Source organism: Margalitia sp. FSL K6-0131, assembly GCF_038008735.1.
Classification (GTDB): domain Bacteria; phylum Bacillota; class Bacilli; order Bacillales; family Bacillaceae_C; genus Margalitia; species Margalitia shackletonii.
Genome location: NZ_JBBOZS010000001.1, coordinates 1,446,045 through 1,461,051, shown reverse-complemented (window position 1 = coordinate 1,461,051; position 15,007 = coordinate 1,446,045). Strand labels below are relative to the sequence as shown.

General features: G+C 38.8%; 11 protein-coding genes and 1 riboswitch. All 11 genes read right to left on the bottom strand.

The genetic code is table 11. The annotated features are described in order from the left end of the window. Positions 1-333: 333 nt before the first annotated feature. A complete protein-coding gene (locus NSQ59_RS06915) occupies positions 334-1,530 on the bottom strand; it encodes a PDZ domain-containing protein (protein ID WP_340830361.1) in 1,197 nt (398 codons plus the stop codon). A 225-nt stretch (positions 1,531-1,755) separates the two neighbouring features. Beyond that, on the bottom strand, positions 1,756-3,207 hold the full coding sequence (locus NSQ59_RS06910; protein ID WP_055738747.1) for a S41 family peptidase: 1,452 nt from the start codon (positions 3,205-3,207) through the stop codon (positions 1,756-1,758). A gap of 741 nt (positions 3,208-3,948) precedes the next feature. Then, positions 3,949-4,935 carry a homoserine dehydrogenase gene (locus NSQ59_RS06905; protein WP_340830358.1) on the bottom strand — a complete coding sequence of 329 codons (987 nt, stop codon included), beginning with the start codon at positions 4,933-4,935 and terminating at the stop codon, positions 3,949-3,951. A 53-nt stretch (positions 4,936-4,988) separates the two neighbouring features. Further along, positions 4,989-6,047, bottom strand: coding sequence for a homoserine O-acetyltransferase MetX (metX, locus tag NSQ59_RS06900; protein ID WP_340830356.1), 1,059 nt, complete (start codon positions 6,045-6,047; stop codon positions 4,989-4,991). Continuing rightward, complete coding sequence (locus tag NSQ59_RS06895; protein ID WP_055738744.1) at positions 6,044-7,345, bottom strand: O-acetylhomoserine aminocarboxypropyltransferase/cysteine synthase family protein; 1,302 nt, start codon at positions 7,343-7,345, stop codon at positions 6,044-6,046. The genes metX and NSQ59_RS06895 overlap by 4 nt, the downstream gene beginning before the upstream one ends. 122 nt (positions 7,346-7,467) lie before the next feature. After that, positions 7,468-7,580, bottom strand: a riboswitch (SAM riboswitch). Between the two features lie 130 nt (positions 7,581-7,710). Then, entirely contained in the window at positions 7,711-8,850 is a 1,140-nt protein-coding gene (locus tag NSQ59_RS06890) for a trans-sulfuration enzyme family protein (RefSeq protein WP_126648835.1), read from the bottom strand. 251 nt (positions 8,851-9,101) lie between these two features. Continuing rightward, on the bottom strand, positions 9,102-10,547 hold the full coding sequence (gene cls / locus NSQ59_RS06885) for a cardiolipin synthase (protein ID WP_055738742.1): 1,446 nt from the start codon (positions 10,545-10,547) through the stop codon (positions 9,102-9,104). Between the two features lie 179 nt (positions 10,548-10,726). After that, positions 10,727-12,109, bottom strand: coding sequence for a sensor histidine kinase (locus NSQ59_RS06880; protein WP_340830353.1), 1,383 nt, complete (start codon positions 12,107-12,109; stop codon positions 10,727-10,729). Beyond that, the gene (locus NSQ59_RS06875; RefSeq protein ID WP_055738740.1) at positions 12,106-12,786 is read right to left on the bottom strand and encodes a response regulator transcription factor; all 681 of its coding nucleotides are present in this window, start codon (positions 12,784-12,786) and stop codon (positions 12,106-12,108) included. The genes NSQ59_RS06880 and NSQ59_RS06875 overlap by 4 nt, the downstream gene beginning before the upstream one ends. A gap of 482 nt (positions 12,787-13,268) precedes the next feature. Next, positions 13,269-14,081 carry a carbohydrate ABC transporter permease gene (locus NSQ59_RS06870; RefSeq protein WP_055738739.1) on the bottom strand — a complete coding sequence of 271 codons (813 nt, stop codon included), beginning with the start codon at positions 14,079-14,081 and terminating at the stop codon, positions 13,269-13,271. Between the two features lie 12 nt (positions 14,082-14,093). Then, positions 14,094-14,999: a carbohydrate ABC transporter permease gene (locus NSQ59_RS06865; protein ID WP_200915572.1), complete on the bottom strand. Its 906-nt coding sequence runs from the start codon at positions 14,997-14,999 to the stop codon at positions 14,094-14,096. Between the last annotated feature and the right edge of the window lie 8 nt (positions 15,000-15,007).

The following is a 15,007-nucleotide window of genomic DNA, read 5'->3' as shown; positions in this document are numbered from 1 at the left end:
TAGTTTTTTCAAAAAATATGTAAGGAATCCATGTCATCTAGTGGTATGAGTTTAAATATTTTCCATATTGTTAAATGAGAATAGGGAGGCGTTTTTTACAAAAAAAAGCCTGAATCTCGTGAATCCAGGCTGTTACGCTATTTCTATCATGAGTGATCTCCACATGTATTTCCCAGCATTTATGTGTAGCTTCTAACTTACCCCCAAGAATACCGAATCGCAAGAAGTTGAAAAATAAAAAACTCCCTTAAACAAATTTGTAAAAGAGAGTTATGGAAGAACAAATATAACATTGTATTTGGAAATGTATTGTGTATTTTATAATGATCCATATTAAGATGCTTCACCTGTGCCCCACTTTTTCTTTCCTTCTACTGTGATGATGCCTAACTCATGGTGATCCCCTTCGTATAAGGCCCCTTGGGCAAAACGAATTTGTTCGTTTGTATCCAATACTTCAAGCTTGCAGTAAGCACGGTTTTTTTGGAGTGCACGATAAAATTCATCTGTATTTTTTACAAGTTGACCATTGCATTTATGAATAACTTCTCCTGTTTTCAGAGATAATTTATCTGCCGGTGAACCTGGGATAACAGCCAAAATAATAAGGCCATTGTCTCTTTGAGTAAAATAATATGGATTTGCACCTTCGCGGACACGATGCTGATAGGATATCCATGCTCTTGCCAAAATCGCGAATACCATCCCAACAAGCGGCAAAAAGAAGATCCATAATCCGCCTGCCGCAATAGCCGTTGTAACAACTCCTGCAGCGATGATTTGTTTGCCGAGCTTTTTCACGGCAACATCTGGCAAATTGCTTTGAATTTGCTGTTGAAACCCTATGATGAACGGTACGAGAATAAGGGAATAAGAATGTGTTCCCCAATCCAATGTCGGCCACCAGCTAAATGGTGCCGTTAACGGTCCCGTCGGCAGAAAGCAGAATATAGGAATGAACCACATCCGCTTTGCTTGAAAGGCACCTACCGTTAATCCACGGCGACTTTTCCGATATTTCGGCGAGCTTTCCTTAGCCCCATTGCTGATCATGAGGATGCCTTCTACTATTAGTAGTAATCCTGCTAATATCACCATTCCCGCTAGACTAGTATGGTTCGTTTTTTCAATAAAAGGACCAAGCCACGGGATGTGAAAGTCAAATTGATTCGACACATAAATAGAGAGAAAGGCTAATCCTATTGTAAATGCGGAGGATAACAAGCGGAAGCCGCCAATCAATGTAAAGATGGTTGTCGTAAAAAATAAGGTGGTCAAAATACCAAAGCTAACGGTGAAGCCAGCCGCTACAGAAATGACGGACAAAATAAGTCCGGCTATCCAACCGGAGGATAGAAAGTACCGCAGTTCATGCAGCAGTGGGTATACACTGATATGAAAATCCGCCCGTTCCCTTTTTATCCGCAAATAACCAATAAATACTGCTGCAATAATAGCAATATATAAACTTGGATGAATAAAAAACCTTCCAATGCTTTTTAGTAATTCGAGACCCCATTCCTGCGCCAATTTTATTCACCATCCTTTATTATGTAAAAAATTTTTTATAGAAAGCTTTAGAGCATTAAGTACGCAGACCACATCAGTTAAAACTTACGAATCTATTATTATTATTCTATCAGATGAAAGCATTAAAACCTATTCTCTTTTCTATAAAAATCTAGGAATTTATAAGTCATAACATTGTATTTAGCTTTGATTTACATAAAAAAGGAGCCAAGCAATGCTCGACTCCTAGTTTTTATTCCCAATATATGTTAAAGCCACCTGCAGCTGAAGATCATTTTTTTCTTCTTTTCTAGCTTGTGTAAGGGCTGTGTCCATTAGCTCTGCTGTTTTCGGGTCGATTTCACCGGTCGCAGGCAGCTTTTCCTGATTTTGAAATGCCTTTACAGCCCGTTCCGTCTGATAGTCAAAATAGCCATCTTCACGCCCCGGTCCATATCCCAAGCCTGAAAGAATTTGCTGAGCAAGTTTGACTTGTTCATTATTCGCATCAAGCTTTAAGGAATGATCTAACGTTAATGGATTCACATAAAAATACTCCGGCTGTTTTACTTCAATGGTTGGATTTATACCTTTTTGATGAATCCAATTTCCATCTGGAGTAAGCCATTTGTACATGGTCAATTTAATAGAGCTGCCGTCCCCTAATGGGATTGCAGTTTGGACTGTACCCTTTCCAAATGTTTTTTCTCCTATTAACGCATATCCATCCGCCTCCTGCAAGGAACTTGCTAATATCTCAGCTGCGGAAGCACTTCCTTCATCGACTAAAACGGCTATTGGATATGGCTTTTTCTGTTTTAGCTTTGAATAATAAGGAAGCTTTTCGCCATTTCGCTGTTCAATTTGAAAATAAGGCTTATTATTTGGGACAAGACCTTTCAGCATATCTTCTACGCTGGATAAATACCCTCCCGGATTTCCTCTTACATCAATGATAAGCCCGTGTATGTTCTGTGATTCTAATTTTTTTAGCTTCTCATTAAAGTCGATGGCAGTATCCTTTGAAAACTGTGTAATTTCCAAGTATCCGATTGATTTATCGCCTTGTTTTTTTATTTCTGAAAAAACCGTTTCAAGTGGAATGCTTTCCCGTTTTACCACAAATGTTAATGGATTGCTTGTACCTTCACGCTGAATTTCAAGTGTGACCGTTGTTCCTTTTTTACCGCGGATTTTCGTTGTTGCTTCAGTAAGATCCAACCCATGTGTACTAACACCATCAATTTTTACGATAACATCCTTTGGCCGAAGTCCAGCTTTTTCAGCTGGGGAATCTTTATAAGGAGCCACAATAACAATTTTTCCGTCCTTTTGGGCTACCTCCGCCCCTATACCCTCAAAAGAGGAATCCAAAGTATTATTAAATTGCGTAGCTGTTTTTGCATCCATATAAACAGAAAAGGGATCATTTAAGGTACTTACCATTCCTTGAATTGCGCCTTCGACCAATTGCTTCTCTTCTACCTTTTTTACATATGATTTCATAATAAGGTCATATGCTTGGGCAATTTTGGACAAATCGGGCTGAATTTGCTGCCCTTTTAAAGATATTGGTGATCCATTCTCTTCCACTTTTCGCTCCAAATCATGATAATACCATTTCATCCCTGTATATGTTCCGCCTACACCAGTAATTAATGACCCAGAAATAATAACTGCCAACCATTTACGTTTCATCGAAGTCCCCCTCATCACGGATAAATATAACTTTTTCAAGTGAGATTTAGCGGGAGAAGTGCTTGACTAAATATCACAAACCTATTCTTCAATATATGATTGGAAAGGACAGGTTATGATAACTTCGTTTGTGTTTAAAGAAAGATAGCTTATGTAGATGGAGTAGATGGGTGATTTGGATCAATTGAAATGCTGAAGGCTAACTGGGGGTTTCTTTTTTTCTGGCTGATAGTTTTAGCGGACAACTGTTCCGTTATATGTGTCAAAATGCATGTTTTTCGACCAATAGCGGACAGACGTTCCGCTATTCGCAAAAATCTTAAGGAAATCACCGCTTTTTTGCAAAATAACGGAACATCTGTCCGCAAACTACGGAAAATATGCGATTTTGTCACAGATAACGGAAGCTCTGTCCTATAATTTCTAGGAAACTATTTAGCCGGACAAAGGTTCCGTTATTTCAATAAAAAACCATGGTTTCATCATGTGAGAGGACACACGTTCCGCTATTAGCGATTTTCGCTAGTTGCTTTACACAATTTTCAGCAAATAACGGATCCTGTGTCCACAAATGCAGCCAAAACAAGGGTTTTTCTAAAAATAACGGACCGTCTGTCCGCCAAACGTTTTTGCGGACACAGATTTTCCCCTAAAATGACACTTGAACTGCTCTAAACGATATCTGAACACTGTGATAGTAAAAGAACGTGTACTAGTTCACACGTCCTTGATTAACACTATTTAGATACTGGGTTGCAACTCGCGTTTTTTCACAGTAAAAATATCTGCTAAATCCTCTACCATTGCACTCGCAGTTGGCAGCTTTCCTGCACCAGGTCCAGTTAAAGTAAATCTTCCTAGTAAACTGGCTTCAACAGTGATGGCATTATCAACCCCATCAACGGAAAATAAAGGGTGACTTTCTCCTACAAAAATCGGTTTAACCGAGGCTTTGATTGTTCCATTTTCCTGATATATATCTGCAACATGTTTATACCTTAGATTCAACTGTAAGGCTTGCTGTACCTGCTCTTCTGTGATAGAGGTTATTCCCTCCAATTCAACATCCGACCAAATGGGCTGTTTACCAAATGCTAATTCACTTAAAATCATCGTTTTGCAGAATGCATCCTTGCCGCTTATATCACTTGTTGGATCTTCTTCCGCGTAGCCATTACGCTGTGCCAGTTGCAATGCCTCATCAAAGGAAATCCCCCTGCTGCGCATTTCTGTTAAAATAAAATTCGATGTTCCGTTCACGATACCTTGTATTCTATTGATTTTATTCACTTGCAGTAATTGCTTCAGTGTTCGAATGATTGGTACGCCGCCAGCAGTCGTTGCTTCATAGCCAACACTAACCCCATATTTCTGCCCCTTTTGAAGGAGTACTTTTCCGTAACGGGCAAACATTACTTTATTGGCCGTAATCACCTGTATTCCTTTCTCAATCGCCCGATTTAAATAGGTGAAGCCAGGCTCTTCCCCAACAATCGCTTCAAATATCACTTGCAGACCGGGAATATTTAAAATGTCCTCAAACTCTGTTGTTATAAGGATATCTTGATCAATATCCCTTTTCTTATTTGGGTCCTTGATCAGTACCCCTGCTATTTCCACCTCTGCACCTAAGAGTTTTTTCAACTGCTGACGATGGGTTTTTAACGCTGTATACACACCTTGACCAACCGTACCGTATCCTAAGAGGGCTGCCTTAATAATCGTCATTTCATCACCTTTCCTTTTTGGAATAACTAGCACATTGGATAGGTGCACCCACTCTATCGTTTTTTTGCACTACTTACACCGATTAAGTTTTTTTCTAACTGATGCTGTATCAAGTGGCCCCATTTCTCAAATTCTACTAAAAAGCCGTCATGGCCAAAGTCAGTTGGGACCTTATAAAAATCACCTTTCACTACTGTCTGGATAAATGCCCGAATCTCTTCGCTTGGATAAATAAGATCATGTTCATAACCGATTCCTGTTACATGGGCTTTGATAGCGGATGCTGCATTTTTCCAACCGCCTCTCCCACGTCCAATATCATGGGAATTCATCGCTTTTAACAAAACCAGATAGCTATTCACGTCAAAACGTTTGGCTAATTTCTCACCTTGATAATGTAAATAGGATTCTACACTATATAAATCAGACGACTGGCTTTCCCTGCGAAATCGCTGCGAAAAAAGCTTTGGACTCCGGTATGTTACCATTCCTGCCATTCTAGCAACCTCAAAGCCTTTTACCTCATGAGAAAATTGATAATATCCGTTTTGGAAATTTGGATCTCCTTCAATTGCCGCAATTCCTATTCGGTTAAAAGCAATTCCGTAATCACTCAAATATGGGGTAGACGCAAGCACGAAAAGCTGTTCCATATCATTCGGATACAAGACTCCCCACTCCAACACCTGCATTCCGCCTAATGATCCGCCAATCACCGCTTTCAGCTTTCCAATACCTAGCTGATCCAGTGCCAGGCGTTCTGCCTTAACCATATCGCGGATGGTTATTGCCGGAAATGCTGAGCGATATGTGTCCTGAGTATCAGGATGGATAGATAAAGGTCCTGTCGATCCGTCACAGCCTCCCAAAACATTGAATGTAATGACTTGCCAATGATTCGTATCAATATACTTACCGCTGCCAATGAGCCCGCTCCACCAGCCGGGCTCTCTTTCCGTTCCGATGGAGAACTGGTTTCCTGTCAAGGCATGGCACACCAAGATGACCGGCGCATCCTCAGGTCCACGTCTTTCATACGCGAGTTCAATATTTAAAACCCCGCCATTTTCCAGTTTCATGTTGCCGATACTAACGGTTTGAATTTTTGTCATGAGACCGAAACAGCCGTTGCCTTTAAAATAGCTTGCTCAAGATCTGCAATGATATCTTCTGCTGCTTCTAAACCAACAGATAAACGAATTAATTCTTCCGTTACACCGGTTTGTTTTAAATCTTCCGCACTTAATTGCTGATGGGTAGTAGATGCAGGATGAATAATCAATGATTTTGCATCACCGACATTGGCAACATGTGACCATAGTTGAATATTGTCAATCACTTTGCGTCCTGTTTCTCTTCCGCCTTTGATACCAAAGTTCACGATGGAACCAAAGCCATCTTTGAAATACTTTTTCGCTAATTCATGGGATGGATGACTTTCTAATCCTGTATAGCTTACCCATTCAACTGCAGGGTGACTTTGTAAAAATTGCGCGACCTTTAAAGCATTTTCATTATGTTTCGGAACACGTAAATGTAATGTCTCAAGACCTTGTAAAAATAAAAACGCACTATCTGGACTTAATGCCGGCCCAAAGTCACGAAGCAATTGGACACGAAGCTTTGTAGCAAAAGCGGCTTGTGGGACATCTACTCCGTAACGCAAACCATGGTAGCTTGGGTCTGGATCTTTAAATCCAGGGAATTTATCGCTGTTCCAATCAAACTTTCCGCCATCGACAACAACACCGCCGATTGCTGTACCGTGTCCGCCAATCCATTTGGTTGCTGAGTGTACAACAACATCTGCTCCCCATTTAATCGGGTTTGTTAAGTATGGCGTACCGAAAGTATTATCTACAATCAATGGAATGCCATTTTCATGAGCAACTTTTGAAACGGCTTCAACATCTAATACGTGTAAGCTTGGATTTCCAATAATTTCTGCAAACAATGCTTTTGTTTTTGGAGTGATTGCTTTTCGAAAATTTTCCGGATCATCTGCATCGACAAATTTCACATTAATACCATACTTTGGAAGGGTGACTGCAAATAGATTGTAAGTTCCCCCATAAAGGTTACCAGCTGCTACGATCTCATCCCCTGTACCTGCCAGGTTTAAAATGGAAAAAGCAATCGCTGCTGCTCCAGATGAAAGAGCTACTGCTGCTGTGCCACCTTCTAAAAGGGCTACTCGTTTTTCAAATACATCTACAGTCGGATTTCCAATTCGAGTATAGATGAAACCTTCCTGTTCTAAAGCAAACAATCCTTGAGCATAATCCGTATCTTTGAAAACATAGGAAGTAGTTTTATAAAGGGGAACGGCGCGAGAACCAGTGACTGGATCTGCTTGTTGACCTCCATGAAGTAATAAAGTTTCTGGGCGAAGCTGTTTTTGTTCTGTCATTTTTACATTCCTCCAATTTTTGATTAGGTTTTCATCGAGAAATTTAAAGACAGGGGTGAGGTTCTAAAGAGGAATTAAAAAAGCCCTCTTCATAAGAAGAGGGCTTGTTATGCAGGTTCCTCCCCTTATCTTTCAGATCTCATGGATCTGTAGGAATTAGCACCTTATCAAACTTATGTGTTTGATGGTTGCCGGGCATCACAGGGCCTAGTCCCTCCGCCGCTCTCGATAAGAGTATTCGTTTAGTTTTCATAAAATTTAAAATTGCTTCTAATGTGCATTATAGAAGAGTGATAATTCATAAGTCAATAGTTTTTTTAAAATTTTTTAAATACTCGCTTTTTAATGTGTTGCAAATTCCGCCATTAAAGGGAAGCTTGGATGGCTTGCTCAAATTGTTTAATTATATCGCTTGCACTTTCAATTCCTATTGAGATGCGAACCACTTGTTTATTGATTCCAATTTTATCTTGGAGTTCCGGCGGTAATGCCCGATGAGATGTTCCAAGCGGATAGGAAACAGTTGTTTCAACGCCGGCTAAGGTAGGAACGATTTTTACCCAGCCAAGAGATGAAAAGAATCGGCTAATATCGCAATTTTCCCCTAATTCAATTGTTACTATGGCTCCGTTCCCTTTTTCCGATACATATTCAGGATAGTAAACTTTTTTTACAGAAGGATTTGCATGTAGCGCATGTGCTAACTCTTTAGCATTTAATGCCTGACGTTCCATTCTTAGTGCTAAAGTTTTTAAGCCACGGCATGCAAGCCACGCCTCAAATGGACTTAAATTTGCGCCGAGGTTGACTACTTTTTCACGTGCTTTTTTCACAATGTCAGTGTGTCCCACTAAAACTCCTGCGGTTACATCACTATGGCCGCCTAAATATTTGGTCGCACTATGTACAACAAGGTCGACTCCTTCCAGATATGGCTGCTTTAAATAAGGACTCGCGAAAGTATTGTCTACCATCGTGATAATAGATTTTTCTTTTGCAATTTCGACAAGTTTTCCGATATTCTCCACTCGTAAAAATGGATTGGTTACCGTTTCGGTATAGAGTAGTGTTGTGTTTTTTTGAATGGCGTTTTTCACTTGTGCGCTATTTTCAAATGGAACAAAGGTAGTTTCAATACCGAATTGTTTCAGCTCTTCTTTTAATAGATGATAGGTTCCTCCATAAAGGTCTTCCGCTGCCACAACGTGATCTCCCGCTTTTGCAACAGATAAAATTCCCGCTAGAATGGCAGACAGTCCTGACGAGGTTGCCACTCCAGCTGGTGCACCTTCCAAAGCTGCAACTGCTTGTCCCAGTTCATCCGTATTCGGATTTCCCGTCCGACTGTACAGATAAGGAGATTTTCCTTGGTAGAATCCCTCCAATTCTTCTAAAGACGAGAAAGTAAAAGCCGTTGTTTGATAGATTGGTGTTGTTTTGCTATGGATAGAATTCGTGTTTTTTAATGAATTATGAACCACTTTCGTATCGAATGAAACATCCAATTTCCACACCCCGCATATTAGTAGTTATGGCTCTTTTCATAAACTTTGTTGCTTTCGAAGCGAACACCTAAAAAACATAAAAAGCAACAATCCTTAAAAAATTGCCTATTTAATTAAACAGATTGTACGTCTGGAATGTCTTGATGTCAAAGGATTTTTTTAAAAAAAGGGGGAATGTAAAAGTGGAACATGGATGAAGAGACAGGTCCCTAATCCCAAAAGGCGGGACGAGGGACCTGTGCTCTTTTCCACTATAATATTGGTGACAGTAGGCGGGAAACGGATTCTTTAAAACGTATATACATTGGGCGTTTTCGATAATCCTCCAGGGTGAGTTCCCGAGATTTTTTCATATCCTCTTTGTAAATGTTTTCGAGTTTTTTCGCGATATATTGGCTATATAAAAAGGCATTTACTTCAAAGTTTAAGCGGAAGCTGCGGTTATCAATATTGGCTGTTCCAACGGTTGCAATTTTTCCGTCCACCACAAGCATTTTCGCGTGAATAAACCCATTTTCATAAATATAGACCTTCGCATTTGTTTTCAAAAGCTCTCCAACATTCGAATAGGTTGCCCAGTACACAAACATATGATCCGGCTTATCCGGAATCATCAAGCGCACATCAACACCTGATAAGGCTGCGATTTTTAAGGCATTGAGCAAACTATCATCCGGGATAAAATATGGTGTCTGCATGTAAATATATTTTTTAGCAGAATTGATCATTTTAATATATCCGTTTTTAATTTGCTCCCATTCCGAATCAGGTCCGCTCGAAACGATTTGGACATCAGTATCTCCTGTTGATTCTATATCAGGAAAATATCTTGTTTCATATCGGATTTCCTTTGAGGATGCCTGATTCCAATCAAGAATGAATCGTGTTTGCATTGCATAAACAGCTTTGCCAGAAATTTTCAAATGAGTATCTCTCCAGTAGCCAAACTTATCATCTAAGCCTAAATACTCATCTCCAATATTAAAACCACCGATATAGCCTATCTCTCCATCAATAATAGCAAGCTTTCGGTGATTTCGAAAATTGACCCGCAAATTAACATGAGGAATTTTTGCGGCAAAGAAAGATGCAATCTCCCCGCCGGCTTCAACGAATTTCTTAAAGAATTTCTTCGGTAATTTGCGAGATCCCATGTCATCATACAAGATTCGAACCTTTACTCCTTCTTTCGCCTTCAGGGTTAATAATTCAATTAGCTGTTTTCCTAGATTGTCATTCCGGATAATATAATAAAGAAGGTGGATATGATCTTTCGCTTTCTCAATATCCTTAAATAAGGTGTGGAATTTATCTTTCCCATCGATGAAAATTTCAACGTCATTGTCATGTGACATAACCGCTCCGTCATTGACAAGGAGCATATATACCAAGTCTTTATATTGCACCGTCCGTTCATCATGAAACGGAAAAGCATTATGGCGCAATAAATCGATTTGATGATGGGTAATTTCTTTTATCCCGATTTTCTCTTGATCCTTCCAATAAAAAATTCTTCTTCTGCTCAGATTTTGTCCCAATATTAAGTAAATAATAAAGCCTATAATAGGCAAAAATAATAAGACAAGCATCCATGCCCAGGTTGCTCCGACATTGCGTCTCTCCAAAAAGATAACAACACCGGCTAACACAAAATTTAATAAGAAAAAAAATGCAAATAAGACCGTCGTAATTGTCATTCTGTTCTCCTTTAATCCAGTCCCGCTTACAATCTAGTTCAAACAGTATCATAACATAAATGGCTCGAAAACTTCCATTTGTAAAGGCTATGCCACAATGAAGAATAATATCTTTGAATTTTCAACAAGTATTCACTTTTCACTATATGTTCAAACCTTTTCTTTTTAGAGCACTTTCTTTAAAAAGAAATAGGAAGATATATCCTAAAAGTAGTCCCTTCCTGTTTCTCACTCTCCACCTCGATCCGGCCATTATGCAGTTGGATAATCGTTTCGACAATGGAAAGCCCCAGTCCAGTTCCTTCTACCGAACGGGTTCTAGCTATATCTGCACGGTAAAAACGGTCAAAAATTCGTTTGATTTCTTCTTGCGACAATCCGATTCCGGTATCTTGGAAAGATACTGCAATCATGGAGTCTTTCCTTTCGATCGATATATCAATAGATCCATTTGGTTTATTATATTTAATAGCATTCGATAATAAGTTATCCCAAACGGTATTTAATAAAGAAGAGTCCCCCATAATTATGATGTCAGGCAGTGAATAGCTAAGCATTATTTCCTTTTCATTTATGGTCCATTGATAATTTCGGATTAGTTCTTTTATTTGTTCCGCTACATTGAATGGTTTTTTCTTAACCATATCCTCATTGCGATCCAATGAAGCAAGTAAAAGCAATTGTTTCGTTAGAGTAGAAAGCCTGTTAATTTCACCATTAATAATCGCTATATACTGCGTTTTTTCATCATGGCTTAACGTTTCTTTTTCCAATAAATTCGTGTATCCCTTAATATTCGATAGCGGTGATTGAATATCATGGGAAATGTTCGAGATAAATTCCTTCCGCATATCGTCCAGCTGCTCCAATTTTTTGGACATATGCAAAAAGCTTTTGGCAAGTGCCCCCAGTTCATCATGGCGAATAATATCCAGCTCCACATCAAACTTTCCTGCCGCAAGGGATTTCGTAGCCTTTGTTAATTGTGAAATCGGCTTTACTAAATATTTTGTACTAATAAGAACAAGCACTATACTTAGCATAATTGTTAAAGCAATCAGCCAAGCAAATAAAATATGCATTTCGTTAAAAAGAAGCTTTATATCTGGCCGAAAAAAAAGAGCATAATGTCTCCCGTTATGAGTTAGGGGAACTCCGATTGTGTTATTTAATTCATTAGCAAAAAAACCTGTCACAAACGTTTGCTGCGGGAAATGCAGAATTCCATGATAGACATGGCCATTTAAAACTTGATGGATTGCAGAAGGAGAAAGATTTTTTACCCGAAAAGGAGCCCCAAAATAGTTGCTCTTCCCATTATCTTCGACCAAATATAGCTGATATCCAATGGAAGAAAGATTCTTCATATATTCGTGTAAATTGATATTCGGATGTGTATCGGCAAAATTTGCAATACTTAATCCGATTTTCGTATTTTTTTGATCATTATACGGTTTTAATTTTTGCTGGTAATAGCTATTGGAGATGATAAAAGCCAGGATCCCGCTTAGAAGCATAATACCGATGGTGATGACCACAAACTTTACATATAATGATTTCATCCTTGAGCTGCCTCCAATAAGTATCCAATGCCGCGCACTGTTTTAATTTGGAAATCATCCGTTAATTTAGAAAAACGTTCCCTTAATCGTTTGATATGGACATCCACTGTTCGCTCGTCGCCTTCAAAATCTAATCCCCAAATATGTTCAATTAAATGATCGCGTGTAAACACCTGCTTCGGCTGCGACATTAAAAAATAAAGAAGTTCAAACTCCTTTAAAGGCAATAGAATTGTTCGATTGCCAATGTGCACCTCATAGCTTTTCTTGTTCAAAGTCGTATTTCCGATGGTAATGATGGAATCAGCTGGTTGTTTATCATAGCGTCTTAATAATGCTTTTATACGGAACAGCAACTCCTTTGGTTCGAATGGCTTCACAAGATAATCATCTGTTCCTGACTGAAAGCCTTGTTCCTTATCCTCGATTTGATTTTTTGCCGTCAACAGAATAATTGGAATATCGTATAACTCTCGAATTTCCTTCGTTAAGGAATACCCGTCCATATAAGGCATCATCACATCCACAACTGCTAAATCACATTTCTCCTTTTCCAGCACCTCCAAGGCCTCATTTCCGTTCTCTGCCTTGAATACCTTATACCCTACTTCTGTTAAATGGACACTTACTAGCTTCAAAATATTTGGATCGTCATCCACAATTAAGATCGTTGTCATATGTATCATTAACTCCTCTTTATCCTTCATCTAAACCTAGTGTACAAAAAATTGGGGAAAATGAAAAAGAATTCAAGAAATCCCGTTGTTTCGTTTTTAGGATTTTTTGAATTCTTGATATGGGAATGGGACTTGGACCTGCGTCCCGGTATTCGAATTGAATTGGGGACCGTTTCCCCTATTAAAGACCATTTGGTTTCACATTCTTCCTCCTGTTGGTCTTTTGATCCTTTATAAAGACCATTCGGAATCGGCTTCTTCCTCCTGTTGGTCTTTTGTAGCCTTATAAAGACCAGTTAGATCCACATTTTTCCTCTTGTTGGTCTTTTGATTCCTTATAAAGACCATTTAGTTTCACATTCTTCCTCCAATTGGACTTTTGATCCATCATAAAGACCTTTTGTTTTCAGATTCTTCCACCAGCCAGTCTTTAGAATCCTCAGCCCAGCTTTGTGGGAAAAGGGCCCCAGCCCTTCATCCCATTACTTAATTCCACTTGTTGAAATACCTTTGACGAATTGTTTTTGAAAGATAAGGAAGATAATAATCATTGGTAAGGTTAGCATGATTACACCGGCAAGAACGCTATTCCAGTATGCACTATACTGACCATAGAATGAGTTTAAGCCGACTGGTAGTGTATACATGTCATCACTTTGTGATAATAATACCGGCCACAAAAAGGAGTTCCAGTTACCTTGAAAAGTGAAAATGATTTGTGTTGCAATTAACGGCTTGGAAAGTGGCAAAAATATTTTGAAAAAGATTCCCCATTTTCCCAATCCGTCCATCTCGGCCGCCTCCTCCAATTCTTTTGGGATGCCAAGGAAAAATTGCCTTGCCAGGAATATCATAAACGGACTCATTAAAAACGGAATCGTCAACCCTTTATAGGAATCAATCCAACCGAGATTTGCTAATAACATATAAATAGGAACAAGGAGGACTTGCCCCGGTATCATCATAATAGCTAAAAATAGATAAAACAAAATTCCTTTGAAAGGAAACTTAAATCGTGCAAATGCATATCCGGCAAACGTATTCACAATAAGGTTACCGATTGTTACTATTACAGCAACAACTATACTATTGAATAACCATTTCCCGAATGGAAAGTTGTGCAAAATATAGGAGTAGCTTTGAAAATTCAATTTGCTTAAAGGTGTCCAAAAATGAAACACTTCGTCTGTTGGCTTCAAGGATGTATAAACCGACCACAAAAACGGAATAAGTGTTAGAAATGAGTAAAATATTGCTACCACGTAGAGGGCTGTACGGTTACGGCTACGTTTCATTTTCCTTCCCCCTTACTTATCTTCTCGACCTAAGAAGTAGTTTTGAATTAAAGTAAAAATTAGAATGATGGCAAACAATACAAATGCCATAGCCGATGCATATCCCATTTGCATCGTTTTAAACCCTTTTCTAAAAATATCTAACACGACCGTTAAGGTAGAGTTTAATGGACCACCATTTCCTCCCGAGATAACATATGCCTGATCAAATACTTGGAAGGTTCCAATCATGGACATGACAACATTCAAAAAGGTGGTTCTTTTTAAGAGAGGAAGGGTAACATGCCATAATAATCGAAAGCCGCGTGCACCATCTAATTCCGCTGCTTCATATACCTCTTCGGGAATATCTTGAAGCCCTGCTAAATAAATGATCATAAATTGACCCACACTGGACCAGATAGCCATCATCATAATAGCAGGAAGGGCAAATGTCGGACTGTTAAAGTAATTGGGGCCATGTATCCCGAAGTTTTCCAAGAATTTGTTTAAAATTCCATCTGGTTGAAATATAAACGTAAACATAACACTGACTGCTACGGTGGAAGTAACCGTCGGTAAATAATAAGCAACACGAAAAAAGGTCTTACCACGAATATTGTTTACAATTAATGCTAAAAACAGAGCAATTGCAGTTTGGATGGGAACAACTACAATCGTATAAAGGGAAGTATTCCATAGCGCTCTTAAAAATTCTTTGTCCTGAAATAAATGAATATAGTTTGAGAATCCTATAAATTTTGCGTTTTGAGGTTCTAAGAAAGAAAAGCGAAAAAAGCTAATATAAAAGGCATAAAAAATAGGACCAATTAAAAAAACTAATAGAGCAACTAGTGCAGGTAATAGAAAAAGATACCCCGTCATTGCCTGATCAAATTTATTTTTTTGAAAAAATTTATTCCTTGGTTTCTTCATCATTTGTCACT